Origin of the sequence: Rhodococcus sp. 05-2254-6 (genome assembly GCF_002258565.1) — a bacterium.
Lineage (GTDB): Bacteria > Actinomycetota > Actinomycetes > Mycobacteriales > Mycobacteriaceae > Rhodococcoides.
The window spans coordinates 17906-42999 of sequence record NZ_NOZF01000155.1; the positions used below are offsets into that span (position 1 = coordinate 17906).

Below are 25094 nucleotides of genomic sequence, written 5' to 3' on the forward strand. Positions count from 1 at the left end.
ACCGTGACAGGCAACACATTCGTTGATCACGAACTGGTTGCGGCCACCTCGCGGAGGGCCCTCTTGTTCATCTTCGTGGCCGACCTCGGCCACTCTTCCGCGCTCAGAAAGAACACCTGACGTGGGACTTTGAAGCTCGCAATCTGTCCCCTACAGAACGCAATGATGTCGTCGGCACTTACAGTGGCACCTTCGCGCAATTCGACGAACGCGACGGGCACCTCATCGAGTCGGCGGTCGCGCTTCGCGACGACCTGCGCAAGTACGACATCGGGGTGCGTACACAGATATGACTCGACCTCGATGGCGGGGACGTTCTCACCACCCACCTTGATCATGTCCTTCAGCCGGCCCTCGTAGCGAAGATGCCCACTACTCAACGTGCGAAACAGATCTCCGGTGTGCAGCCAACCTTCCTCGTCGATTGCGGCGGCGGTCTGCTCCGGGTCTCGGTAGTAGCGGGTCATCATTGCGTAGCCCTTCACGTAAAGCTCACCCAGCTCGCCGAGCGGCACAATACCCAACGTCACCGGGTCTACGATCTTGACCTCTACCCCATGTACAGGCATCCCGGAGGTGACCGCCCTCAATTCGACGTCGTCTGTAGGCTTGGACAGGGAAAAGTGACCTGACATCTCGGACATTCCAGATCCGTTGATGAGCAATGCTTTCGGGAATCGTGATTGGACGAAGCGCATCTCGTCGGCACTGCCGACCGTGATCAACGACGTCGCATCCTCCAAGTCAACCTCCCGGAAGCCCTGTGCGTCCATCAAAGTATCGAAGGCCGACTGGAACATCGGCCACAGCGAGGTCGGACGCCACTTGCGCACCATGTCCAGCGCCCGCCCACCGTCGAGATACACGTCGGTCAGATACGTCGATCCCATTGCTACACAGGCAATCAGGCCCTGCAGTGCCGCGATGTGGAACAGCGGTGCCGGTGACCAGAACACCCTGTTCTCACGCGGCTCAGGGAATGGGACGGCCTGCGCCGTGCGTCCGATGGGCCCTCGTGTCACGGCCTCATGCGACAACACGCAACCCTTGGGTGAAGCAGTGGTTCCCGAGGTGTAAATGATTACGGCGTCGTCGCGCAGTCGCACCCGTTGTCTTCGCACCTCGATGTCGGCCTTCGTCACCGAGTGAGCAAGTTCGTCCACCGCTGATGCACCGACGATCCCGGGTCCCCCTTCACCCTTCAACATGACGATTTCTCGAAGGTGTGGTGCTTCGTGGAGCGCCAGGCCCAACGAGTCGCTCGTCGCCACTCCTGGAAAAGCTGCAGTCAGTTCCGTTCGGAAGTCCGTGCGGGGTGCGAGTGCGTCCGTGGTGAGCACGACCGAAATCTCGGAATGGGCAATGATGTAACTCAGTTCGCGACTGCGAAGACGTGGGTTGAGCGGCACGAGTACTGCGCCTGCGAGCGCCGTACCGAACGCGGCCTCGACGAATTCGCGTGAGTTGGGCGCAAGCACGCCGACCTTGTCACCGGCCCGCAGCCCGAGGGCGATGAGCAGGCGGCCGATACGGACCGCGCCGGCCGTCATCTCCCGGTACGACAGAGTCTCGTTCGGCAATACGAACGCGGGATGATCGGGAAATCGTTCGCCGGAACGGATGAGCACATCGCCGAGGGGCATGCATTCGCTGAACACGGACTGGTTGTACATGGACCTGATCCTTGCATTCGTAGATCGTCCCAAGTCGATTCTTTTTGGAGACGGGGCTTTACGGGCCGAATCCGAATACTAGGCCGGTCCCGCACGGTCGTCAACGCTCCCGTTAACGGTCATCCGCTTTAACGAAATTTGTTTCAACGCATATGTTGACGAGTCGTTAACGATCATGTTGACTGAGTGAGAAATCTCGATACGGAGGAACGATGACCAACACGACGACCAAGGTGCATCACAAGACCGAGTCGCACGGCGCACCTGCCTTGACAGAAGACGAGGTTCGCGAGGCGGTCGAAGGAGCCTCGGTACCGGTGCTGCTGATGGTCCTCTACCAGGTGACCGGAGACGAGTCCTGGATCGGACCGCGATTCGCTCCCAGTCATTTCCGAGGAGTCTCACCTCGCCCGACCGGCGATATTGCCGAGGCCGATCAACGCGTCGTCCGCGACGCAGCCGTCGACGCGATCGCGTCTTTGCTAGCGCACCGGCGCCCGGTGCTGGATCTGCACGACGTTCGCGACATGGAGAAGGCCGCGAGCTTTTTCCTCGGTGAACCGATCGACCGGCGATACGCAGCGATTCTGACCGAGGAACTCCGTCGACGCTCCGCCGACAGCGGCGACCTGGACGAATTACCGGACGTCACCCCTCCTGCGGGGACGCGCGCCATCGTCATCGGAATGGGGATCTCCGGGCTTGCCGCCATCCACCTACTGCAGCAACTCGGTATCGAGTTCACCGTGTTTGAGCGGGGTACCGATGCCGGCGGCGTGTGGCATCAAAACCGCTACCCCGGCGCGGGTGTCGACACACCGAGCCACCTCTACTCGTTCTCGTTCGATTACCGAGACTGGGATAGACATTTCGAGCTCCGGGACGAGCTCTACGAATACTTCAACGGCGTGCTCGACTCGTTGGATGCCCGTACCGAGGTCTCGTTCGAGACCGAGGTCGTGAGCGCCGTATACGACGACAACACCGCACTATGGACCGTCACCACCCGAAGCCGGGACGGTGATCTGGACACCCATGTCGCGAACATGGTCATCAGTGGGGTGGGTTCGCTGAACCAGCCGAAACTACCGTCGATCGCGGGGCGCGAGAAGTTCGGGGGACTTCAATTCCACTCGAACAGATGGCCGGATGGCCTTGATCTCACCGGCAAACGTGTAGCGATCGTCGGGGCAGGCGCGAGCAGCCAACAGATCTCACCATCGATCGCTCCGATCGTCGAACACCTGGCCATCGTGCAACGGTCACCGCAGTGGGTTGCACCCTTCGACCAGTTCCGCGAGGAAGTGCCTGCTGCCGAACGCACACTCCTGCAACATCTTCCGCTCTACAGGGCGTGGAACTGGATCGGGCTCTTCTATCAGCACGGTGACAAGATCATCGACGCACTCAGGGTGGATCCGTCGTGGCCGCACCCCGCACGGTCGGTGAACCGGAGAAACGACCGACAGCGCGAATTCCTGACGGGATACATCGAGTCCGCCTTGGAAGGACGACCCGATCTGATCGAAAAAGCCGTCCCCGATTATCCGCCCTTCGGCAAGCGAATGCTCCTCGACAACGGGTGGTATCGAACTCTCAAGCGCGAGAACGTCGATCTGTTCACGAGCGGTGTCTCGGATGTGACGCGAACCGGACTCACATTGTCCACGGGTGAACAACTCGACGTCGATGTCATCATCTGGGCAACAGGATTCGAGGCTGCACGGTTCTTGAGTTCACTCGAGGTACGCGGCGAGGGAGGGCTCGACCTCAGCAAGGCCTGGGACGACGACGACCCCCGCGCCTACCTCGGCGTTTCCATTCCGCATTTCCCCAATTTCTTCATGCTCGGTGGACCGCATTCGCTACCGGGTAGCGGAAGCTTCATGTACTTCATGGAGCTTCAAGCTCGGTACCTCCGTGACCTTCTGGCCGAAATGTTCCGCAAGAACTTCATTGCTATCAGCGCAACCGAAGACTCTACGAACCGATACAACGAACTCGTCGATACGATGCACTCCAAGACGGTGTGGACCCATCCAGGATTCGCGACTTACTACCGCAATTCCAAGGGCCGAGTCATTTTCGTCATGCCCTTCCTGAACGTCGAATACTGGGAGATGGTCAGACTCCCCGACCTCGCGGACTTCGACATCCTCGAAGACGCAGCGGTTCAGCAGGCACGGTAGTGCGGTCACCGTCGCATCGGATATTTCCCGACCCCACCAGCACCACAGAAAGGCGGCAATCATGCCCGACACACTTCATCTGAAGACACCCGCAAAGGTCGACACCGCGACCACCGGTGACCCCTCGGTCGCGGACACCGTATCCACGGTCATCGCCGACATCCGCGACCGCGGTGACGCTGCGGTCCGCGCATATTCCGAGAAATTCGACAGGTGGAGCCCGGAAAGCTTCAGACTGAGCGCAGAGAGAATCGACGAGATCATCTCGACAGTTCCTGCCGAGGTCATCGCCGACATCGAGACCGTTCAGCGTAACGTCCGAGTTTTCGCTCAGCATCAGCGCGATTCCTTGCACGACTTCGAGGTCGAGACCTCGCCGGGTGTCCATCTGGGACAACGCAATCTGCCGGTGTCCGCGGCCGGAGCATATGCACCGGGCGGTAGATACCCGTTGGTCGCTTCTGCGCACATGACTACCGTGACGGCGAAGGTCGCAGGCGTTCCACACGTCACGGCGTGCACCCCACCGATCCGAGGCGAAGTCCCTGCAGCAACCGTTGCCGCGTTCCATCTCGCAGGTGCGGATGACATCTACCTACTCGGTGGTGTGCAGGCGGTTGCTGCAATGGCACTCGGCACCGAAAGCATTCGGAAAGTCGACATGCTCGCCGGCCCCGGCAACGCCTTCGTTGCCGAGGCCAAACGCCAACTGTTCGGCCAGGTGGGAATCGACTTGTTCGCCGGGCCAACCGAGGTCTTGATCGTCGCCGACTCGAATGCGGACCCGTTCATTGTCGCAGTGGACCTTCTCAGCCAGGCCGAGCACGGCCCGGATTCGCCTGCCGTTTTGATCACAGATTCCGAAGCCCTCGCTCGCAGCGTTATCGAGCACATCGACGCGATCCTGCCCGACATGCCTACCCGCGACTTCGCAGGTGTCGCATGGCGAGACCACGGACAGGTGATCGTCACCGCCGACATCGAAGCCGCTTACGCCCTCGCCGACACATTTGCGTCCGAGCATGTGCAGATCTTGACCGACACGCCGCGTCGAGCACTAGAAGCTATGAGCAATTACGGTGCACTCTTCCTCGGCGAGAAGACATGTGTTTCGTACGGAGACAAAGTGATCGGCACCAATCACACCTTGCCCACGCGCGGTGCAGCGCGTTACACGGGAGGGCTGTGGGTAGGAAAGTACCTGAAGACCGTGACCTATCAGGAGATCACCTCGGAGTCAGCGAGCGCCGAACTCGGAACCCTCTGTGGAAGAGCTGCGCGGGTGGAGTACTTCGAGGGCCACGCCCGCTCGGGTGATGTGCGTGCAGCGAAGTACGGCGGCGCACCGCTGCCATGGGCTCCAGCCACGCTCTCGGTCCGGCCGCGGTAGACACTGTGCTCACGTTCTCGCTTTCAGGAAAGACTGCTCTGGTCACCGGAGCGAACAGGGGTCTGGGAAAGGCCATCGCAGGAGCGCTCACCGAACTCGGTGCAACAGTCTACGGGACATCGAGAACCGATGCCGGTGTTCGGCACATCGAATCCGAGCTCGGCACAACGGGTTTCGTTCTCGACCTGGAGGACGTGAGCTCGATTGCGCCCTTCGTCGAGCGTTTCAGTGCACGTCTGCGCGGCACCTCCCTCGACATTCTGGTCAACAACGCGGGGGTCAATCACCCCGCACGGGCACTTGATGTGACGATCGAGCAGTGGAATTCCATTGTCGACACCAATCTGCGAGGTACGTTCTTCCTCACCCGAGCCGTTGCACAGCAATGGGTATCGGCCGGTACCTCTGGTGCTATCGTCAATATCGGGTCTCAAGCAGGCGCGGTGGGGATCGAGGAACGCGCGGTGTACTGCGCGACCAAGGGTGGCCTCGACCAACTCACCAAAGTTCTCGCACTCGAGTGGGCCCCACACAGCATCCGAGTCAACACTGTTGCCCCCACTTTCGTACGGACCGAGTTCACCGCTGACACCCTGTCGCGACCCGGGTGGGGCGAAACTCTGCGCGCTCGGATCCCGTTGGGCCGCTTCGGGGAACCCGAGGATATCGTCGGTGCCGTCGCCTTTCTGGCCGGCGACGCAGCCGGTCTGATAACCGGCCACACTCTGCTGGTCGACGGCGGTTACACCGCGTGGTGAAAGGTGAGGAACGCATGAACATGACCGGGGCATCGTTGAACAGCGAATCCGTCGTCGTCATCACCGGTGCCGCGACCGGGATCGGGCGAGCGATGACGCTATCGTTCGTCGCTCGTGGAGCTCGAGTAATCGTCGCCGACATCGACGAAGCGGCTGCCGACGGACTCGTCACCGAGGTGTCCGAGCTCGGCGGAACAGCCTTCGCCGCAAGAGTCGACGTCAGCAATGCAGATTCGGTCGACCTTCTCGCCGATTCGGTCTTCTCTCGGCACGGTCGTGTCGATGTTCTGTGCAACAACGCCGGAGTGTCGATGCGGCCCCACCGCGCATCCTGGAACGCGTCGATCAGAGACTTTGCGTGGGCGATGGAGGTGAACTATTTCGGCGTGGTGCACGGGATCGTGAGCTTCGTGCCCAGAATGCGCGAGCAGCCCGGCCACAAACACCTGGTCAACACATCGTCTGTGACGGCGCTCGACATCGCTCCTGGACACGCGCCCTACGCGGCCTCCAAAGCCGCAGTCACCGCACTGTCCGACGCATTGCGATACGAACTCGAGGACCATGGCGACGACTTCGGCGTCACCGTGTTGTACCCAGGCCTCGTCCCTACTTCGATCGCGACCAGTGAACGCCTCCGGCCCGGCTCCGATAGATCAGCGGTTCGCAATATTGTGGCCTATGAGCCCGAACGAGCCGCGACGCTCACGTACAACCTTCCCGTAGCAGCAGAGACACTCGGCGAACTCGCCGTCGAGGCCGTGTTGTCAGGCCAGAACGCAGTGCTCACCCACGGCTACCCCGATGCCGAGATCGAGGCGCGCTTGAAAGACCTCCGAGACGGAGCGTCGGACCGGACGCTTCAGCAACTCACTCGCCACCTCAGCAAGGAAGAACCCCGATGATCTCCACCCGATTCACGCAAGAGTTCGATATCGAACATCCGATAGTGTGCGGCGGGATGACCGGAGCCGGGCGAGCTGTCTTGATCGCCGCCGTCGCCAATGCCGGTGCGCTGGGATTTCTTTCGGCCCTGACGCAGCCGACGCCCGCTGCCCTGGACGAAGAAATTCGAAGAACGAAGGCCTTGACTGATAGGCCGTTCGGCGTAAATCTGACAATACTCCCCACGATCGCGCCCGTTCCTTACGACGAGTATCGCCAGGTCATCATCGACAACGGAATCTCGATTGTCGAAACAGCCGGCTCGAGCCCGAAGGACCACCTACCGTCACTCAAGTCCGCCGGTATCAAGGTAATTCACAAGACCGTCGCCGTGCGGCACTCGATCTCCGCGCAGAAACTCGGCGTCGACGCGTTATCCGTGGACGGGTTCGAGTGTGCAGGTCACCCCGGCGAGGACGACGTATCCAGTCTTGTACTCATTCCGGCCGTCGCGGCACGCACAGACCTACCGATCATCGCTTCGGGCGGATTCGCCACCGGCGCAGGCCTCGTCGCGGCTCTCGCGCTCGGCGCGGACGCAATCAATATGGGAACCCGCTTCGTCGCGACTGCGGAAGCTCCTGTGCATCGCAACGTCAAAGATCGGATTGTGGCCAATACCGAACGCGATACCAATCTGATCTTTCGTAAATTCCGTAATACCGCGCGAGTTGCCAAGAACGCGGTATCTGACGAGATCCTCGACGTCGAGAAGCGAGAAGGAACGACATTCGAGGACATCGCATCGCTGGCGTCGGGTGCTCGGGGGCGTCAGAACGTTCTCGCTGAAGGCCGGATGGATGACGGACTGTGGTGGGTCGGACAAAGCCAGGCGTTGGTCACCGACATTCTGAGCTGCGCGGATGTCGTGAAGCAGATCATCAACGACGCCGAAGAATTGATCGACCGCCGATTGACGGGCCTCGTCGCTTACTAGCGTCGAGTAGGCCGATGCACGCCCTACTCGACGCCGATGAAACTCGGAGATTCGGCACCGAGCCTCAGCGCGTGATCAATAGCTGCACGTCCTGCACCCATCCTGACAGCATTTCGTAGATGCATCCGCATCCCTGGTAGGTATCTATGCGCTGTCGCTGCATCCGACGCCATGCTGATGAGTTCTTTCGTGATGTTCGGAACCAACTGTGCCCGGAACGGTAGTCCGCAATAGGTAATGAATCCCTCGAACGCTTCGGGAGACATCCGGAGCAGGGACTCCAAGAAGCCTGGAATCTCCTCCTGCATGGTAGTCCAGTACTTCGTGCCACCGATATGTTTGTCCCACAAATGTTGCCGCTGCTCGTCCAGGGGTGGCCAACCACCCTCCGGGCAGGCCGCCGATGCCAGGGCACGAGAACTCTCGAAGAATGCATGGACTCCGACGCTGGATTGCAGCGTAACGATCTCGTGCAGCTGGTCGAACGTTGCTCCCGCCGCAACTGCACGTTCCGCCCATCTCCTGCTTCCGAGGGTGTCGAGGGACGAGGAGGTGGCGCGGAGTGCGAATTGGATCAACGCAACTTGGATTTCGGTCAGACCGTCCCCGTCGGGAACCCCTTTCAACAGCCGTGCCGCTTGCGTGTCGACCTGTTGCTGACTGACTGTCACGACTCTCCTCGTCGATCGAAAAACGTTGTCGAGCCGAGCTTATCGACCTCACTGAAGTGTTGGCAACACAAGTGTTGACGGCGTGGTACCGGCTGCCTAGTGTGACGAGTACAGAAGCGGCGTCTCGAACCGGACACGTCTCGAATCAAGGAGCCACATGCCCGAACATCCGGCAATGCCCGACTACGTCAACATCCGGGTCGAGCACGATTCACCCGTGTCCTGGATCGTGCTGAATCGACCGGACAAGGCCAATGCACTGTCCAACGAACTGCTCGACGAGTTCTCCGACGCACTTGCGCGGCTGAAACATTCGGGCGAACCGGTGATCGCCATCCGGGGAGAGGGTAAAGGCTTCAGCGCCGGATACGACCTTGGACAAGTCGCGCCGACCACGGCCGCGGACCCCGTGGCCGACCGTACCCGATTGCAGAGGAATATCGATCGGTATCTCGCCATCTGGGACCACCCCAAGCCGGTTATCGCAGCAATTCACGGATACTGCGTCGCCGGAGCAACGCAGCTGGCCACCTTCACCGATATCACCATCGTTACCGAGAACGCGAAAATCGCCGAAGTCACCATTCCGATCGGGGCCGGTTACGTCTCGCCCGTCTGGGCAACTCTCGTCGGACCGAAACGGGCCAAGGAATTTGCGTTCGTTCCGGGCAACAGCATCGACGGACGAACCGCAGTCGAGTGGGGCTGGGCGAATCACGCCGTCCCGGAAAGCGAACTGATAGCGCGCGTGGCCTCGCTCGCACGAAGAATCGCTCAGGTGCCGCCCAGCCTGCTGACCATCAAGAAGGTTTCGATCAATCGCGCGATGGAGGCGATGGGAACTCGTAATGCGCTGGGAGGTATAGCGGATGCGGACGCATTGGCCCACATGACCCCAGAGGTAGCAGCCTTACGTGCCCGCATCGCCGAAGAAGGCCTGAAGTCGGTGATCGAATCGTTCCGCGTCGCACCGACTTCCGATCTCTCAGCACCGACCCAGGCTATTCCCTTCACAGGCAACGGTACCGTTGACGAGCTGTCAACATGACCGTAGACTGACATGAACCATGGAACCGGATCGACATCTGAGAATGAATGGAGCGTCATGACTTCGGTCAACGAAGACAACATTATGGCAGTCGTACAGCGTCTTGTAGACGAAAGGGATATCGAACGAGTCCTTTTCCAGTATGCGTTTCATCTCGACGCAGCCGACCCCCAGTCGATGCTCCCCCTCTTCGTCGAGGACCTGTACGTTGCTTACGGCCCCTCCCACGGTGCCACCGGCGCAGAAAGCTACCTCGATGTGCTTTCGAACGATAAGACTGGAATCGCCGCATTCTTCGCAGGCACGAGTCATCACGTCAGCAACATCGTGATCGACTTCGTGAACAAGGACACTGCGAAAGTGCGGTCGGTTCTCTACGCGTGGCACAAGTACTACCGAGATCGTCCGGACGGGATCGTGTACGCCCAGTACCACGACGAGTTCACCCGGACCGACGAGGGCTGGAAGATCTCACGTCGCGAACAGAAGACGGCCGGAACCGAGAATTACCACGCGAAGGCCCACGCGCTCGTCCCGACGCCACGCACACAGAAGACGAGCTGACCGTGTCCGACGAACTTCTCTACGAGGTCCGGGACCACGTCGCCTACCTCACCTTGAACCGTCCGAAGGTCCTCAACGCAATCTCGGCCGAAGTCGACGAGCAGTTGGCAAATAGATGGGACGAGATCGAGGACAACCCAGATATCTGGGCTGCCGTGCTCGGAGCAACCGGCGAACGAGCATTTTGCGCAGGTGCCGACATCAGCGGCGGTACGGCTGCGAGCCCATCCCGGCGTGCACTCGGAGGCGGCCTGACCGGCGTGGGAGGACCGCTTCGAGTACTGAACAAGCCCCTGATTGCGGCTGTCCAAGGCTACGTCCTCGGCGGCGGGTTCGAGCTTGCCATGTGCGCCGACATCATCGTCGCCGCAGACAACACCCAATTCGGCCTTCCGGAGGTCAAAGCCGGAATTATCGGCGAATCCGGCGTTGTTCATCGGGCAATTCGCCATCTCCCGCATCGCATCGCCATGGCACTGATCTTGACCGGTGACCGTATGGGGGCGCAGGACGCCTTGACTCACGGCCTGGTCAACGAAGTGGTCCCGTTCGAGGATCTGGATGCGGCCGGGTTGAGATGGGCGAAGAAGCTCACCACCGCGTCGCCGTTGGCTCAACAGGCGGCCAAACACGCCGTCCTTTCCCGCGCCTCGTACCCGTTGGAAGTGGCACTGTCGACCAAGTTCGAAATGATCGAGGCCTACGCCGCATCGTCCGACGTCCTCGAGGGCCGGAAAGCGTTCGAGGAGAAGCGCAAGCCACAGTGGGCGGGGAAGTGACGCCGTGAGCCCCTCGCAAGAACGGCGCGAGCGAGGCCGGTCAACAGTGGCCTCTCGTAGCGGAATTTGTCGAACCTATACTGGCTGAACCATTCGAGAAGCGACGGTCACGAAGGCGAGGCAGGGCTGTGGCGAAGTCACCAGTCAGCGGAATTGCAAAACGGCGTAAGAGCGCGCTGACCGAAAATTCGGCCGACTATTCTGCAAAGCGAGCTGGGCTCCTCAGGGTCGCCGCAGAAGTGTTTCGCGAAAAAGGTTATGCCGCCGCATCATTGAATGACGTTGCGGCGGCATACGGCACCGACCGAGCTTCGCTCTACTACTATGTCGGCAGCAAAGAAGAACTGTTCCAGGAGTGCATCACGAGCACCGTGGTGACCAACTTGTCACGAGCCGACGAGATCGTGGCCAAGAAGCTACGACCGCGGGAGACGCTCGAAGCTCTCATTGCGATGCTGCTTGCATCTCAGGTGGAGCACTACCCCTACATGTACGTCTATATGCAGGAAGACTGGGGCCGGGTGTCATCGCTCGACTCGAAGTGGGCCCAGGAGATGGTGGACAACACCCACAAGATCGAGAAGTATTTCCTGGACGCCATTGCACTCGGGGTTGCCGACGGTACGTTCCGACCCGATCTGTCGAACACGTTGATAGCAAACAGTATTTTCGGCATGACCCAGTGGACGCATCGGTGGTTCGTGCCCGGCAAGAGCCGGTATTCGGCAGAGGATCTCTCACGCGTGTTCTCTGCAATATTCTTCGACGGAATCATGGCGGAGGGCGCAGCCGAGGACTGACAAAGCAGCCAGTGCGCGAGAGTCCGTTCACCCGAGGTCGGGTACGTCTGCGGCCGTACCCGAGAACCTCGGCTTCCGTTTTTCCAGGAATGCGGCAACGCCTTCCTTTCCGTCACCCATCGAGGCGTGCCACATGGCCAAACTTTCCCGTCGATGCGCCTCCACGGGATGCGCCGACCCCGAACCGGAATACACCAGTCGACGAGACAGTGCGATGGCTGACGACGAACGCCCGGCGACGAATTTTCGGGCCAGCTCGATTGCCGCAGAAAGCAATTCCTCGGGTGGATGCACCGATCTGAGGAGCCGACCCGCCAGCGCCTGGTCGGCATCGAGAATATCCGCCGAGTAAATCCACTCGAGCGCTGTTTGCAGGCCGACAATCCTCGGCAGGAAGTAGGAAGACGTGGCTTCGGGAACGATGCCGAGTCGACCGAACACGAAGCCGATCTTTGCATCGGTGGAGGCCATGCGAATGTCCATCGCAAGAGTCATCGTCGCGCCGATACCGACCGCCGCACCGTTGATCGCAGCAATGACGGGCTTGTCGCAGGAATGGATGGCAAGCGTGACTTTCCCGCCGGTGTCCCGAACACCGGATTGGAACGGCTCCTCGGCCAGCCGCTCGCGCATGTCCGACACCGTCGGACTCAGCGACTCGTCCAACCCGAAGACATTTCCCTCGACAGCCAGGTCCATGCCGGCACAGAACGCTCGACCAGCACCGGTCACCACGACCGCGCGTATCGCCGGGTCGATGCGCACACGCCGGAATGCGCTCTCCAATTCTTCTGCCATCGTCACCGAGAATGCATTCAGATATTCAGGCCTCGACAGTGTCAGAACAAGAATGCCGACTTCATCGACGGACCAGTCGAGTGTCTCGTAGTTCATTTGCCTCCTTGACTACTTATCACCCTGGTGAACAGGCTCGACCTGGACCTCAGACTGTCCGTGCCATCCGTCCAGTCGTTGGCGACGAAGTGCACGCTGAGTGCGTCCCGCGAGGCGGGTGCTGGGAAACTCTTTCCTCAGAATCGACCATTATCGTCACACTCCCACCACAGCCTGTCAACAGTCGCGTTGCCGACCTCGCTTCGGCGCAAGCACGACCCTTGAATACTCGGCCGAAGTCAATGGCCGAACATCAGAACGTGTCGCAGTCGACGACTTACAGGGAACGGCGGAATTTACTCGCGAAGCGCGCGACAGCCCGAATTCCTGCCGAGACGATGCTCAACGTCGAATTGCCCCCAACCGTTGCAACCATTGTGCATAGCCGACGGCTATATGCATGATTCAAGATCGGTATTGGACACAGAGACATCCGGGCGCGTTAATAGTCCTGCACGAATGTGACACAGAACACCACTTGTCCCACCGGGCCGTCGATTGGGCAGCGATCGACGTGCTGCCCAATGAATCTTCACGAACACGTGTCGCTGACTGGTTCATGTGCATCTGAACAATTTGCGATCCACGCTGGCTGCATTCCTCAAAGGACCCTCACCTGTCCGGTAGCTCTCCGGACCCATTTCACGAAAGAAGCCTCTGTGAAGATCAAATGGATCGTGCCGGTCGTCGGCCTACTACTACTGACCACCGCGTGCGACTCACAGGCAGCGTCCCAGGACCGGACCTCGACGCAGGACTTATCGTCCTTTCAAGCGGTCGTCGACGACGCGCTGGCACCGGTGACCGACTGGACAGGCCCGACCGAAACACCGACACCACCGACCGACATCTCGATAGCAGTCGTGGTCTGTTCCGGGTCCGTGTCGGGGTGTGTGCGGCAGGCAGACGGGGTGACACAAGCCGGTGAAGCCCTGGGGTGGACAGTTACCCGGTTCGACGGCAAGGGCGATCCGGTCGGACAAAACCAAGCGATGACCCAAGCAATCAATAGTGGCGTCGACGCCATCATCCTCGCCGCGACAGATCCCGTTCCGCTCAGTGGCGCAATCGAACTCGCTGCCTCTCGGGGAATTCCGGTTGGAGCCGCAGGTCTCGGCATTGCCGCAACCGATGGCGTGTTGTTCGACGTCGCTCCGGACTACACGTTGTGGGGTGACCAGCTCGGATCGTGGATTGTCACGGACTCCGGTGGTACGGCGAACTTCTTGCCGACCGTCGACCGAGAGTTTCCGAGTTCCCCGGCGATCGCCGATGCGATGGTCGCAGCAGTAGACCGCTGTGACGAGTGCGTAGTCCAAGACACGCAGCAGTTTGTCGTGACCGACATCGGGAACGGCCTCGGCCAGCGAATTGCCAGCGCACTGCAGGCAGAGCCGAGCATCGACTACGTCAGCGGAGCGTTCGATTCGGCAGCAGCCGACATGGTGCCCGCAATGGGCAACACGGGCCTCTCCGATCGTGTCACGCTCGTGTCTTGCGTCGGCGCACCGCAGAACCTTGGGTTCATTCGCGACGGCAACATCCAGGCCGCCGATGTCGTTCAGGACGACGTCTTCCTCGGTTACGGTGCTGTGGATCAGATGATCCGGGTCCTGTCGGGTCAGCCCCTCTGGGAGACACCCGGTGTCACCGATGATCGTTTGCGATACAGCCAGGGCGCGCCATCGCGCCTTTTGACGATCGACAATGTCGACGAGGTCACCGACCAATACTGGGTCGCCGAGAACGGTTACGTCGACCGCTACCTCGAACTGTGGGGTGTCACGCCGTGACCACCCCAGTGCGATTGGCCGTACGGAACCTCACTGTCTCCTATGGTCAACACGAGGTAGTACACGGCATCGACTTCGCTGTAGAGCGCGGTTCGATCGTGTCTCTGCTGGGCGCAAACGGGTCGGGTAAATCCACCACGGTCAAAGCATTGACCGGAGTCAATCCGCTGCATGCGAAGTCGCAGGTCACGTTCAACGACAACCCAATTCGCGCCAAAGACCTCACCCCCGTAGCCGCCCGGAAAATCGGAATCCGGGTTGTTCACCAAGAGTCACCACTGATCGCAAACATGACGGTTGCCGAGATGACCGCGCTGCACACGGGGTTTCCCCTCGTGGGCGCCACCTTTGTCCAGAGGAGGGCATTGGCGCGAAAGACCGAGGGCATACTCCGCGAGTTCGACGTCGCGGTCCACCCGAACACGCTCTGTGCGGACTTGACGGCGGGCGAACGGGCGTTGGTTTCACTGGTGATTTCGATGGCCGGCATCTCTCCCGAACGCGCACTGTTGGTACTGGACGAAACGACTGCTCCGTTGTCCACTCGCGAGGCCGCGCGACTACTCGATCGAGTCAGAGGTGTCGCAGATCGGGGATTGTCAGTATTGATGGTCACCCATCGCCTGCCCGAGGTACGCGAATACAGCGACAGAACGATCGTGCTCCGAGACGGCAATCTCGTCAGCAACATCGGTGCCGACGATTTCTCGGAGGCCGACGTGATCCACGCAATGGTCGGCGGCGCGGGCCACAGCGCTTCCTCGCACGACCACGACCGCAGCCGCGGTCGCGGTCGCGGTCGTCCTGCACTCGTCGTCGAGAATCTGGCCGGAAACGTCAGCCGTGAGCTGTCCTTGGCAGTCGGCACCGGGGAAATTCTTGGTGTGACGGGGCGATCGGGCGAAGGAGCCTCCGAGCTGCTTCGTCTCATAGGCGGGGTCGAGTCCACACATGTAGGAACAACAAAGATAGACGGCAACGACGCACCGATCACCGGTGCACGGGACGCCATCAGGGCCGGGATTTTCTACCTTTCCCTCGACCGACTCAACGAAGGCGGCATCGCGCTGATGACGGTGCACGACAACGTCGTACTCCCCCGAGTGGAACGTTACGGTGCCAATCGGCGCCGAGCCGCGTCCGACGTCGACCGGATGATTCGCGAACTCGACATCCGTCCGGCCGACCCGACCGTTCCGTACGCAAGCCTGAGCGGCGGCAACCAGCAAAAGGTGCTCCTCGCCAGGTGGCTGCTTTTGGAGCCGCGGATATTGCTTCTCGACGATCCCGCGGTGGGCGTCGACCCAAATACTCGCGAGATCATTTTCGACACCTTGCGCGAACTGGCCGCCCGCGGGACCACCGTCATCATCCGCTCGAGTGAGCCGGAACATCTCGTTCGTCTATGCGACCGCGTCATCGTCGTCAACGGTGGGCGCATCGTCGAAGAACTAACTGATCTCAATCTGGAGGACATCAGCCGTGCAACCTACGCATAGTGACAACGCCGTGGCGGAGAAATCCGAGGACGCGGCCGTTCGTACACCCGGCTCGTCGTCGCCGCGAACCTGGAAAGTCTCGACGCTGTTTCAGAACCACAGCATCTTGGCCCTGATCATCGGACTCACAGCGTTGTTCTCGATCCTGCTTCCCAGGACCTTCCCCACTACTGCCAATCTGCAGGGGCTCGCGTTGGGCCAGGCCGTGAGTGCGCTTCTGGCACTGTCGGTTCTGCTGGTCCTCGTCGTCGGCGAATTCGATCTGTCGGTCGGATATACCTTGGGGCTGTCGGCGGTACTCACGGCGAAGCTCGCCGGTGAGTCCGGGCTTCCGGTGCCGTTGACCGTCACGATTGCCTTGCTCGCCGGTGCATTCGTCGGATTGGCTTCCGGATTGCTGGTGGCTCGCTTGCGGGTCGTCTCGCTCATTGCGACACTGGGAGTCGGCTTGGCTGTCAGCGGTGTCACCGTGGGAGTCAGTGGGGGAATGACACTTTCGCAAAACATTCCCTCGGTTTTCCGAACCTTCGTTCAGACCGAGATCCTCGGAGTTGGTTCTGCAGTGTGGATTGTCGCGCTGATCGCACTGGTCATGTACATAGTTCTGACGAAGACACCATTTGGCAGCAAGGTTTACGCGGTTGGCGGTTCCGAGCAGGTTGCTCGGATGGTCGGTATACGCGTTCGACTCATCAAGTGCGTGATGTTCAGTGCAGCAGGTGCACTGGCAGCCCTCGCCGGAATAATGCAGCTCGGATTGGCAGGCGCGGCGAACCCCAGCTTCGGAGCGAACCTGCTCCTACCTGCCTTCGCGGCAACCTTTTTGGGTGCCACCACCGTTCGTCCCGGATTCTTCAATGTCGCTGGAACGATGCTGGCCGTCGTTCTTCTGGCCGTCGGATTTTCCGGACTGAGCCTGCTCGGGGCACCCTTCTGGTTCCAACCGGTTTTTCAAGGCGCAGCATTGGTAATCGGTGTTGTTCTGTCACAGTCGATTTCGAAGTCCGGACGCAAGTCTCGAGCCAAAAAGCCTGCATAGGTCCAGACCGACACGGAACGGGTCTCCCACCGCGCGCGGCCACCGGCCGTGTTCGCGTCCGGGAGACCTGTCGCGCATACGTAGTCCAGCGTCAGGCCCGACCGAAAGAGACCGCTATGAAAGTCGGCACCCACGACATAGTGCCCATCATCGATGGCACCGCACACGAACCGATCGGTAACGCGGTCACCCATCCCGACGGCAAAATCTGGGATTGCGTCGAGCATCCCACCGACGAGACCGGTCGCATCCGTCTGGACATCGGCTCGTTCCTGATTCGAATCAGAGACCGTGTCGTCCTGATCGACGCTGGAGGTGGAGTTCATTCCGGCGCGGACACCACAACTGGAAGCATGCTCGACAATCTTCGAGACGCTGGAGTCGAGCCGTCCGACGTGACGGACGTCTGTTTCACGCACATGCACTGGGATCACATCGGCTGGTCTACCGTCGACGGCCGAATCACGTTCCCGAATGCGACCTTTCGCCTGCACCAGGACGATTGGACGTACTTCATGACCGGTACCACTTCGGACCCCCGGATACGCGAAATCATCGCACCCATCGAGGACCACGTCGAACCGTTCTCCGTCGAACACGAGATCATTCCAGGCCTGATCGCCAGGCCGGCACCGGGGCATACACCGGGCAGCACCATTTACATCGTTCACGACGGCAAAGAACGTGCCCTTCTCCTCGGCGACACCCTCCACACTGTCGGCGAACTCACCGAGCCCGAATGGATCGGCATGTGGGATGTCGACCCCATCGCAGCGGGAATAATGCGCAACCGCATCGCCGACGAGCTCGCCTCCACCGGCGATCCATTCGCTCCCGCACATTTTCCCGAACTCGCCTTCGGCCGCCTGGCCACCCTCGACGGACTCCGTCGATTCACCTGGGCGCAGTGAGCAGCATCAGATTTTCGAGTATCAGAACTGATCGCCGACCCATCCAAGAACTCGTGCGACGGTGAGGCGTGAGGCCATGATTACGGCTTGGCCGCAATCCACCCGGTTCATCGGAGGTCGCGGGACGTCGAGCTGAATCCGGACCCCCACATTTATGGCTCTCCGCCGGCAGCTGACCGCCGCCGGTGGCCCGGGGTGCCCTGTCAGGGTATTCCACCCTGCCTGCCGATCGTCCTACGGTGGAAAGCGAAGCCGGCGTAAGCGAACGTGCTTCTCGTCGCGGTGGCGTTTGCGAACACGAGATGGCATGTCGGCAGGCTCAACCGTCCGCAGATCCTTCCCCAACGAGGCGACGCGGCGGATCACCCTTGACGAGACCTACGGAGGATTTATGCGTACCGTCCGGTTCGGATCGACCGATATCCAGGTGTCCAACATCGTCGCCGGCATGATGCGGATTGCGGGCAGTACCGATGAGGAGATCCGGCAGCTGTACAGGACGGCTCGCGAGGCGGGGATCGACTTCTTCGACCACGCCGATCTTTATGGGTTCAACCACCCCGGCGGTGGTCCGCACCTATGCGAGCGCCGGTTCGCCGAGGCTCTACAGCTGAGTCCGTCGGAGCGCGAGCAGATCACTTTGCAATCAAAGACCAGTATCGTCGCCGATCCGTGGGGATACGACCAGTCCTACGAGCACATCGTGACCTCGGCAGAGAAATCCCTGCAAGCCTTAGGCACCGACTACCTAGATGTGTTGCTGTTGCACCGTCCCGACGCGCTGGTCGAGCCGGAGGAGGTTGCCCGTGCGTTCGATCACCTGGAATCCACCGGGAAGGTTCGCGCGTTCGGAGTTTCCAACCACACACCGCGGCAGATCGACCTCCTCGAGACTGCGGTAACGCAGCGACTCGTCGCAAACCAGGTGCAGCTGTCTTTGACGCACTCCACAATCATTGCTCAGGGCCTGTCTGCGAACATGGCCGGGCAAGCGGACTCCGTGACCCGCGACGGCGGCGGCATCGTCGACTACTGCCGGATCAAAAAAATCACCCTTCAGGCGTGGTCACCCTTTCAAAAGGGCTTTCAGGATGGTGTGTTTCTCGGCTCCGAGGACTATCCCGAGCTGAACGCCGAACTCGACCGGCTCGCAAAGAAGTACGGTGTCACCCCGATTGCGATCGCGACAGCCTGGATCACCCGCCACCCCGCCGGGATCCAGGTCGTCCTTGGAACGACCACGCCGCAACGGGTGTCCGACGCCGCGGCGGGGTCGGACATAGCACTGACTCGCGGAGAGTGGTACGGACTGATTCAGGCTGCCGGCCACAACGTGCCCTGACCACCCCGCGCGACCCCTGAGGCGGCCGAGCAGCCACGGCTACCCGGGGGCCTCTCACTCACCTACAGCGGGTCCGAAGATCTACCCCGGAAACACGAAAGGTCAATCATGCCAGTCACTTTCGACTTCACGAACAAGAACGTATTCATCACCGGGGCCGGAAGCGGCATCGGTCGAGCCACGGCGGAAGCCTTCGCAGCCGCGGGTGCCGACGTCGCCGTCACCGACACCACAAAAAAGCCTCTACATGAGACCGCTGAGCTCGTCGAAGCGCACGGCCGACGCGTGCACATCGCCATCTGCGACGTCACCGACAGCAAGAGTGTCGAGGACGCGGTGAAGTCCTCTGTCGACGCTCTCGGTCCGATCGACATCGGGGTGAACAATGCCGGCATCGAGCAACCGCCGAAGCCCCTTGCCGAGATCGGCGATGAGGAATGGGACCGTCTCATCGCGGTCGACCTGCGTGGGGTGTTCGTCTCCATGAAGCATGAAATCCTCGCCATGACAGAACGAGGCGGCTCGATCGTCAACATTTCTTCAGGTGCCGGGGTTATCGGCATCAAAGGCCAGTCCGCCTACGCGGCTGCGAAGCACGGCATCCTCGGTATGACAAAGTCGGCGGCCCTCGATTACGCGGCGCAGGGCATCCAGATCAACGCGATCTGCCCCGGCATCATCGAGACTCCAATGATGGGCCGGTTCTCTGGTGACACACCGGAGGGGCGAGCGCGGGTCATCGCTCAGGAGCCAATCGGGCGCATGGGCACCCCTGAAGAGATCGCCTCAGCCGTCCTGTGGCTCTGCTCAGATCTCGGGGGTTTCACGATCGGCCATTCCCTGGTCGTGGACGGTGGCCAGACCATCGGCATCAGCTAGCACCCGTATCCGCCGGCCGTCCCGAGTGTGACCTGGCCCGTGGTGTGGCTTGCCAGTCACGCATCGACTTCGCCCGTTCAGAAGGAGTAACCCATGAAGAACGTCGTCATCATCGGAGCGAACGGCCGGTCTGCACGAGAGATCATCTCTCGCCTGGCCCAGCAGAAAGACGTTGCCCTCACGCTGTTCCTGCGCCGGCCGCATCGCCTCGACGGCATCGCGACGGACACCATGACGCTGGTGGAAGGTGACGCACACGACCGGGACGCGCTCCGTGCGGCGATGATCGACCAGGACATCGTGATCGTCGCCCTCGGCGGCGAAGACCTTGATACCACCACGGCCGCAGTGGTCGACGCTGCGGAGGAGGCCGGCGTTCGACGAATCGTCACTATCAACGCGGGAGGCATCTACGACGAGCTGCCGGAGCCCTTCAACACCTGGGACTACCAGCGCGCCGGGGCGACCCGCCCCAGGAACCGGAAGTCCGCGGATGTCGTCGAGCAGTCATCGCTGGCCCACACCATCCTCCGCCCGGTCTGGCTGACGGACGAGACGGTGACGGATGTGGAACTCACACGGAAAGGCGAACCCTACAAGGGCACCGAGACCTCTCGCGCGAGCCTCGGGAACTTCATCGCGGGCATCGTCGCCGACCCCGATTCCCACGTCGGCGAGAATCTGGGAATTACGCAGCCGGACACCGACGGGGACAGGCCGGCGGCGTACCGCTGACTCCTCTTGCTCGGCTTCGATCATTTCGTGTCGCACACAGCTCGCCGAGCCCGGCAATGTGGTGATCTATGGCGCTCGGCGACCTCGAGGCAATGACGCAGTGGTCGAAGACTACCCAGGACGGCGGGGTATCGACCTGGGTATAGCTGAATCACCCTGGACGCCAGTTTAATCCAATCGACGTCGGCACACACACCGGGCGCACTCAGCTTGGTGTCGTCGGAATTTCCCGGAGCGACTACCGCCGCACGAGCTGACCGGTGCCGAAATCGAGGACTTCGTTCAACGCTTCGCAATTGCAGCGGCGGTGTGCGAGACCGACCAGGTTGACGGTGCTCAGATTCACGGCGGCTTGGTCTCCACCAGCGACACAGGTGCACTCGTGTCCGGCAGTATAGGCGCGGGTGGTGGCAGAGGTAGCGGAACGAGCATGCGACGTTGTACCGCTCCAATGCATCCGGACATAGCACCGAGCACCAAAAGGATCGACGCCTGCCATTCGAGCTGTTTTTAACGGCGCAATCTGTCAACATATGTGTTTACAGATGCGAAAGGTGCGATTCTGCTAGGTTGTCGTTGCACAGCTTGCGGGGGCTCGCATTCTCGACCAGAGGTTCTCATGATCGCCGTACTTGCCCGCTTCACGGCATCACTACGGTCGTGGGCACTAACTTCAGATCGACCTGTCGGTCGGCTAGGCCTCGACGAACTCCCCGCGGGGCGGGCGAAGCTGACACAGTACCTTGCAGGTGTCGCGACGCTCATCATCGGAATTATCGGGTTCGTCAGCGCACCATCGGAGGAGTACACAGGCCTCGGCGTCCCCGTGGTGGTCCTGATCAGCCTCACGACACTCCCAATTGCCGCGCGGTGGTTCGTCGGTTCTTGGCCCAGCCCCAAAACATTAGTTGCATTCGTCATCTACGCCGACATAACTATTACAGTCTGCCTACTCCTGAAACAGGACTTATTGACGGCAATTGGTGGGACGGTTCTGTTCGCAGTAGTCACCACGTTCGCAGTCATTGCTGTTTCGCCAATGGCTTGCTGGACTCACATAGCGTCTTCGGTAGTCGTTCTGGGCATCATCGCGGTTAGGGCTGCACTGAACGATGCAGCTAGCTGGTGGGTGGTTGTGGCGCATACGCTGACCATGCTGCTGATGTTCTCAGCACCGTTGGTTCTCATAGTGTACGTCGGCGAACTTCGGTCCCGAGCGCGCGATTCCTTGGTGGACCCCTTGACTGGCCTGAGGAATCGTCGAGGGCTGTTCGCTGCGATCGAAGCGATCATCATCACAACGTCGACAAACCGACAGATGGCGATCTGTGCAGTGGTCATAGACGTCGACGGCATGAAGGGCGTAAACGATAATTTCGGTCACCACACCGGCGACGCGGTATTACTGGATCTGGCCGAACATCTACGCGCATCGATGGTGAAGGAATGGGTGGTCGCCCGCCTCGGCGGTGACGAGTTCGCGTGCGTGACGATCGCAGATCTGGGCAAAGCCGAACGTCGAGTCGCAGACCTGGTGACAGCGCTGACCAGCGCTCAGATAATTTCTGGTGTAACTGTCAGCGTGGGGTCGGCGATCAGCGAGGTACGCACCGATAGCTCTGAACAGGAAATACTGCTTCTGCTCAGAACTGCCGACGCCGAGATGTACCGTGCGAAAAAGGCCAGGAAAAACGCGCTGCTCCACCCTAAATGCGACCCGGCTGACTAGCCAACGGTGCCCGCCTGAACGATTACTTGCCGAGTGACGAAGCGCAATGCGATTCGGTCGATCCACCCAACCCGTCTACCTTTTGGGAAGAGGGATGCCAGGCCGCATCTGTACGTCGCAACGCTGGCTTGCTCGGCAAATGGCGCGGGGTTCTTGAACCAAAATGACCTAACCGCAGGCCGTCGACGAGCTCTTCTACGTCTGCCGAGTATGACGGTTCGATCCGATGGCCAGGGTCCGCCACCCGACTTCAGCCTGGTTATTGCGAGCTTCGCTGTGATCGCGCTCGGTGAAAGTTGCCAGACCCGATCTTCGACAGTGCACACCAGTGTGTTCCGCTGAGGTGCGTTGACAAAGTCCAACCCCCTATCGCAGAGAAGTGGTGGTTGCGAACTCTCGGCCGATCTGCCCGCCGGACAAGCGCAATCAAGCTCTCCAGTTCCGCAGTTTGCGCGGTGACCTCGTCAATGAAACGTCTTCGACGACGACGGGACCGGCGAGGAGGAGGGCGCGGTGAGCTAAAGGAATGGAGCTTGCTCGGCTTCGACGCCGCCGCAAGCGCCGGTGAAACGGTCGGTACTGGTCGGTCGTCGTCGGTCACCACCGGATGGCGGCGTCCCCCACGCTCGGCGTTTGCGCAGGTCAGCGGCTCGTTCGCCCAGTGGGCGCATCAAGCGATAGACGCAAAGCCGACGTGATTAGGTCGTCGGTTCGATTCCGACAGGCGGCTCCGGCGAACAGCCCCTGACCTGCGGAAACGCAGGGCAGGGGCGGTTCGGTTCTGGTGGTCGCGCGATGCGCTGGCCCCACGGCTCTGCCCGACACCGACGTCGCTCTCCTCTGCGACGGAACCCTCGCCGGCTGAGCGCTCGCGGCCGGCATCCTGTCCGTGTGCCGATAGGCCTCGCACCGCTCGGCAACGCAGCGTGGCGTTGCGTCGCGACCTGGCGACGGCTCGGCGGGGCGCGATCGTCTCGTGCGTTGGCGGACTACGGGAGCTTGGACGCGAGGACGTCGGCCGCCAGGATCTCGGGTGCTGCGCCGAGGAGGTGCTGGTTGGCCATCAGGGCTGCGACGATGGCGCCGTTGGCGTGGGCGTCGCGAGCGGCCTCGTCGGGGAATGCATCGAAGATCCAGAAGGTGTCGGCGTGGGTCCTGACCGCGAACCAGACAATCGTTCCTACTTCTTCGTTGGCGAGCGCGACAGCGCCGGCGAGCAGATCGGCGAGCGCGTCCTGCTGTCCATCGGCCGCGACGATCTTGGCGACGAAGGCATACGGAAGTGATGCGGGTGTGGACATGAGGGGTTCTCCTAGGTGTCGAGGTTTCTTGGTGAAGCGAGTTCAGCGTATGACGAGCAAGGGCATGTGAGAAGTGGCGTATACGGCAGTATTGCTATTGTTCGCGCCATGCGTATCGGACTGATCGCGATCGACGGCTGCTTCGGTTCGGCTGTCGCGTCGGTCATCGACATCGTGCGGGTGGCCGACGGAGCCCGCGGCGATGTCGACCCGCGGATCGACCCGATCGAACTCGCCATACTCGGACCGAAACGGAGAGTGACCACGACGGCATCGATGACCCTGTCGGTGGACCACCCGCTGTCGGAGTCCGCAGAGTTCGACGTGGTCGTCGTCCCTGCGCTTGGAACCCTCACGGCCGCCGCTACCAACGACGCCCTCCAGAGCCGAGATGCTCGTTCGGTCATCGCCTCGCTCGGGCGCCTCGACGACGCGACCACCCGGATCGCCGCGGCGTGCACCGGCGTGTTCGCTGTCGCCGAGACCGGACGGATGCATCATCGGCGGGCGACGACCAGCTGGTTCCTGGGGCCGGAGTTCCTGAAGCGCTATCCGACCGTCACCCTCGATCTCGACACCATGGTCGTGGTCGACGGGAACCTCGTCACCGCCGGCGCCGCGTTCGCCCACATCGACCTCGCGCTCTCACTCGTGCGATCGATCAGCCCCGACCTGGCCCAACATGTCGCCAAGCTCCTCATCATCGACGAGCGTCCGTCGCAGGCGGCCTTCGTCGCCTACGAACATCTCCGGCACGAGGACCCGATCGTCGTCGAGTTCGAACGCTTCGTGCGCGCCCGCCTGGACGAACCGTTCAACGTCGCCTCCGTCGCGCAGTCGCTCGGCACCAGCCGGCGCACCCTCGAACGACGAGTCCGTGCGGCGCTCAACCTCACTCCGCTCGGCTTCGTCCAACGGCTTCGCATCGAACGAGCTCGGCACCTCTCAGCAACCACGGACCTCACCTCCGCCGAGATCGCGCTACGGGTCGGCTACGCGAACGCCGAGACTCTGCGCTCCCTCCTGCGTAGGGAGCGACGCCGTTCCTGACCTATCGCCATGCCTGTAGCCGGTGTCCTAGTGCTCGACTGGAACCACCTCTCAGCACGTCGCGTCGACGCTCCTGCGTCGCCCCTGGACGACCCACTCGACACGCCCGCAGCACAGGCCATGTGACGTGTCCCGGCTTCCCGGACGGTCGGGGTTGGGTGGCTGTGA

The 25094-nt window shown here is 61.2% G+C and carries 22 protein-coding genes; 18 read left to right on the forward strand and 4 right to left on the reverse strand.

Features of this window, described 5'->3' with window-relative positions:
* Positions 1 to 26 precede the first annotated feature (26 nt).
* Complete coding sequence (locus tag CH256_RS21530; RefSeq protein ID WP_037189146.1) at positions 27 to 1673, reverse strand: class I adenylate-forming enzyme family protein; 1647 nt, start codon at positions 1671 to 1673, stop codon at positions 27 to 29.
* 212 nt (positions 1674 to 1885) lie between these two features.
* On the opposite strand from CH256_RS21530, the gene CH256_RS21535 reads away from it, so the two are divergent.
* The 5 genes from CH256_RS21535 to CH256_RS21555 all read left to right on the forward strand — a co-directional run bounded on the left by CH256_RS21535 (position 1886) and on the right by CH256_RS21555 (position 7892).
* Positions 1886 to 3862, forward strand: coding sequence for a flavin-containing monooxygenase (locus CH256_RS21535; protein ID WP_052047463.1), 1977 nt, complete (start codon positions 1886 to 1888; stop codon positions 3860 to 3862).
* A 61-nt stretch (positions 3863 to 3923) separates the two neighbouring features.
* Positions 3924 to 5252: a histidinol dehydrogenase gene (hisD, locus tag CH256_RS21540; RefSeq protein ID WP_037189144.1), complete on the forward strand. Its 1329-nt coding sequence runs from the start codon at positions 3924 to 3926 to the stop codon at positions 5250 to 5252.
* A complete protein-coding gene (locus CH256_RS21545; protein ID WP_230596202.1) occupies positions 5216 to 6010 on the forward strand; it encodes an SDR family NAD(P)-dependent oxidoreductase in 795 nt (264 codons plus the stop codon). The genes hisD and CH256_RS21545 overlap by 37 nt, the downstream gene beginning before the upstream one ends.
* A 14-nt stretch (positions 6011 to 6024) precedes the next feature.
* Entirely contained in the window at positions 6025 to 6915 is an 891-nt protein-coding gene (locus CH256_RS21550; protein WP_141215362.1) for an SDR family NAD(P)-dependent oxidoreductase, read from the forward strand.
* Complete coding sequence (locus tag CH256_RS21555; RefSeq protein ID WP_037189142.1) at positions 6912 to 7892, forward strand: NAD(P)H-dependent flavin oxidoreductase; 981 nt, start codon at positions 6912 to 6914, stop codon at positions 7890 to 7892. The genes CH256_RS21550 and CH256_RS21555 overlap by 4 nt, the downstream gene beginning before the upstream one ends.
* Before the next feature lie 23 nt (positions 7893 to 7915).
* Here the strand turns inward: CH256_RS21555 and CH256_RS21560 are convergent, their stop codons facing one another.
* Positions 7916 to 8563 (reverse strand): carboxymuconolactone decarboxylase family protein, encoded by a 648-nt coding sequence (locus CH256_RS21560; protein ID WP_037189140.1) that lies wholly within the window; start codon positions 8561 to 8563, stop codon positions 7916 to 7918.
* A 157-nt stretch (positions 8564 to 8720) separates the two neighbouring features.
* Here CH256_RS21560 and CH256_RS21565 point away from each other — a divergent pair, with 157 nt between their 5' ends.
* The 4 genes from CH256_RS21565 to CH256_RS21580 all read left to right on the forward strand — a co-directional run bounded on the left by CH256_RS21565 (position 8721) and on the right by CH256_RS21580 (position 11754).
* Positions 8721 to 9611, forward strand: a complete 891-nt coding sequence (locus tag CH256_RS21565; protein WP_230596201.1) for an enoyl-CoA hydratase-related protein — start codon at positions 8721 to 8723, stop codon at positions 9609 to 9611.
* A 57-nt stretch (positions 9612 to 9668) separates the two neighbouring features.
* Positions 9669 to 10175 carry a nuclear transport factor 2 family protein gene (locus tag CH256_RS21570; RefSeq protein WP_094670542.1) on the forward strand — a complete coding sequence of 169 codons (507 nt, stop codon included), beginning with the start codon at positions 9669 to 9671 and terminating at the stop codon, positions 10173 to 10175.
* A gap of 2 nt (positions 10176 to 10177) precedes the next feature.
* Positions 10178 to 10954 (forward strand): enoyl-CoA hydratase-related protein, encoded by a 777-nt coding sequence (locus CH256_RS21575; RefSeq protein WP_037189137.1) that lies wholly within the window; start codon positions 10178 to 10180, stop codon positions 10952 to 10954.
* 128 nt (positions 10955 to 11082) lie between these two features.
* Positions 11083 to 11754: a TetR/AcrR family transcriptional regulator gene (locus CH256_RS21580; RefSeq protein ID WP_037189135.1), complete on the forward strand. Its 672-nt coding sequence runs from the start codon at positions 11083 to 11085 to the stop codon at positions 11752 to 11754.
* Between the two features lie 27 nt (positions 11755 to 11781).
* Here the strand turns inward: CH256_RS21580 and CH256_RS21585 are convergent, their stop codons facing one another.
* Positions 11782 to 12648 (reverse strand): crotonase/enoyl-CoA hydratase family protein, encoded by an 867-nt coding sequence (locus CH256_RS21585; RefSeq protein ID WP_037189134.1) that lies wholly within the window; start codon positions 12646 to 12648, stop codon positions 11782 to 11784.
* Positions 12649 to 13307: 659 nt separating this feature from the next.
* Between CH256_RS21585 and CH256_RS21590 the strand changes: the two genes are divergently transcribed.
* The 8 genes from CH256_RS21590 to CH256_RS21625 all read left to right on the forward strand — a co-directional run bounded on the left by CH256_RS21590 (position 13308) and on the right by CH256_RS21625 (position 22575).
* Positions 13308 to 14441, forward strand: coding sequence for a sugar ABC transporter substrate-binding protein (locus CH256_RS21590; RefSeq protein ID WP_037189132.1), 1134 nt, complete (start codon positions 13308 to 13310; stop codon positions 14439 to 14441).
* Positions 14438 to 15940, forward strand: coding sequence for an ATP-binding cassette domain-containing protein (locus CH256_RS21595; RefSeq protein WP_143536641.1), 1503 nt, complete (start codon positions 14438 to 14440; stop codon positions 15938 to 15940). Before CH256_RS21590 ends, CH256_RS21595 begins: the two co-directional genes overlap by 4 nt.
* Positions 15924 to 16979, forward strand: a complete 1056-nt coding sequence (locus tag CH256_RS21600) for an ABC transporter permease (protein WP_052047461.1) — start codon at positions 15924 to 15926, stop codon at positions 16977 to 16979. The genes CH256_RS21595 and CH256_RS21600 overlap by 17 nt, the downstream gene beginning before the upstream one ends.
* Positions 16980 to 17095: 116 nt before the next feature.
* Complete coding sequence (locus CH256_RS21605; RefSeq protein ID WP_037189128.1) at positions 17096 to 17890, forward strand: MBL fold metallo-hydrolase; 795 nt, start codon at positions 17096 to 17098, stop codon at positions 17888 to 17890.
* A gap of 391 nt (positions 17891 to 18281) precedes the next feature.
* Positions 18282 to 19232 carry an aldo/keto reductase gene (locus CH256_RS21610; RefSeq protein ID WP_037189127.1) on the forward strand — a complete coding sequence of 317 codons (951 nt, stop codon included), beginning with the start codon at positions 18282 to 18284 and terminating at the stop codon, positions 19230 to 19232.
* A gap of 108 nt (positions 19233 to 19340) precedes the next feature.
* Positions 19341 to 20111: an SDR family NAD(P)-dependent oxidoreductase gene (locus tag CH256_RS21615; RefSeq protein ID WP_037189126.1), complete on the forward strand. Its 771-nt coding sequence runs from the start codon at positions 19341 to 19343 to the stop codon at positions 20109 to 20111.
* Positions 20112 to 20204: 93 nt separating this feature from the next.
* Positions 20205 to 20846: an NAD(P)H-binding protein gene (locus CH256_RS21620; RefSeq protein ID WP_037189125.1), complete on the forward strand. Its 642-nt coding sequence runs from the start codon at positions 20205 to 20207 to the stop codon at positions 20844 to 20846.
* A gap of 619 nt (positions 20847 to 21465) precedes the next feature.
* On the forward strand, positions 21466 to 22575 hold the full coding sequence (locus tag CH256_RS21625; RefSeq protein ID WP_037189124.1) for a GGDEF domain-containing protein: 1110 nt from the start codon (positions 21466 to 21468) through the stop codon (positions 22573 to 22575).
* Positions 22576 to 23564: 989 nt separating this feature from the next.
* Here the strand turns inward: CH256_RS21625 and CH256_RS21630 are convergent.
* Positions 23565 to 23876, reverse strand: coding sequence for a putative quinol monooxygenase (locus CH256_RS21630; RefSeq protein WP_037189122.1), 312 nt, complete (start codon positions 23874 to 23876; stop codon positions 23565 to 23567).
* A gap of 108 nt (positions 23877 to 23984) precedes the next feature.
* On the opposite strand from CH256_RS21630, the gene CH256_RS21635 reads away from it, so the two are divergent.
* Positions 23985 to 24926, forward strand: coding sequence for a GlxA family transcriptional regulator (locus CH256_RS21635; RefSeq protein WP_037189121.1), 942 nt, complete (start codon positions 23985 to 23987; stop codon positions 24924 to 24926).
* Positions 24927 to 25094: the final 168 nt, after the last annotated feature.

Excerpts from the sequence above, each read along its gene's own strand:
- CH256_RS21635 (WP_037189121.1), top strand. The coding sequence starts at position 23,985 with ATGCGTATCGGACTGATCGCGATCGACGGCTGCTTCGGTTCGGCTGTC.
- CH256_RS21625 (WP_037189124.1), top strand. The coding sequence starts at position 21,466 with ATGATCGCCGTACTTGCCCGCTTCACGGCATCACTACGGTCGTGGGCA.
- CH256_RS21615 (WP_037189126.1), top strand. The coding sequence starts at position 19,341 with ATGCCAGTCACTTTCGACTTCACGAACAAGAACGTATTCATCACCGGG.
- CH256_RS21585 (WP_037189134.1), bottom strand. The coding sequence starts at position 12,648 with ATGAACTACGAGACACTCGACTGGTCCGTCGATGAAGTCGGCATTCTT.
- CH256_RS21610 (WP_037189127.1), top strand. The coding sequence starts at position 18,282 with ATGCGTACCGTCCGGTTCGGATCGACCGATATCCAGGTGTCCAACATC.
- CH256_RS21530 (WP_037189146.1), bottom strand. The coding sequence starts at position 1,673 with ATGTACAACCAGTCCGTGTTCAGCGAATGCATGCCCCTCGGCGATGTG.
- CH256_RS21555 (WP_037189142.1), top strand. The coding sequence starts at position 6,912 with ATGATCTCCACCCGATTCACGCAAGAGTTCGATATCGAACATCCGATA.
- CH256_RS21570 (WP_094670542.1), top strand. The coding sequence starts at position 9,669 with ATGACTTCGGTCAACGAAGACAACATTATGGCAGTCGTACAGCGTCTT.
- CH256_RS21535 (WP_052047463.1), top strand. The coding sequence starts at position 1,886 with ATGACCAACACGACGACCAAGGTGCATCACAAGACCGAGTCGCACGGC.
- CH256_RS21565 (WP_230596201.1), top strand. The coding sequence starts at position 8,721 with ATGCCCGAACATCCGGCAATGCCCGACTACGTCAACATCCGGGTCGAG.
- hisD (WP_037189144.1), top strand. The coding sequence starts at position 3,924 with ATGCCCGACACACTTCATCTGAAGACACCCGCAAAGGTCGACACCGCG.
- CH256_RS21545 (WP_230596202.1), top strand. The coding sequence starts at position 5,216 with ATGGGCTCCAGCCACGCTCTCGGTCCGGCCGCGGTAGACACTGTGCTC.
- CH256_RS21605 (WP_037189128.1), top strand. The coding sequence starts at position 17,096 with ATGAAAGTCGGCACCCACGACATAGTGCCCATCATCGATGGCACCGCA.
- CH256_RS21630 (WP_037189122.1), bottom strand. The coding sequence starts at position 23,876 with ATGTCCACACCCGCATCACTTCCGTATGCCTTCGTCGCCAAGATCGTC.
- CH256_RS21550 (WP_141215362.1), top strand. The coding sequence starts at position 6,025 with ATGAACATGACCGGGGCATCGTTGAACAGCGAATCCGTCGTCGTCATC.
- CH256_RS21620 (WP_037189125.1), top strand. The coding sequence starts at position 20,205 with ATGAAGAACGTCGTCATCATCGGAGCGAACGGCCGGTCTGCACGAGAG.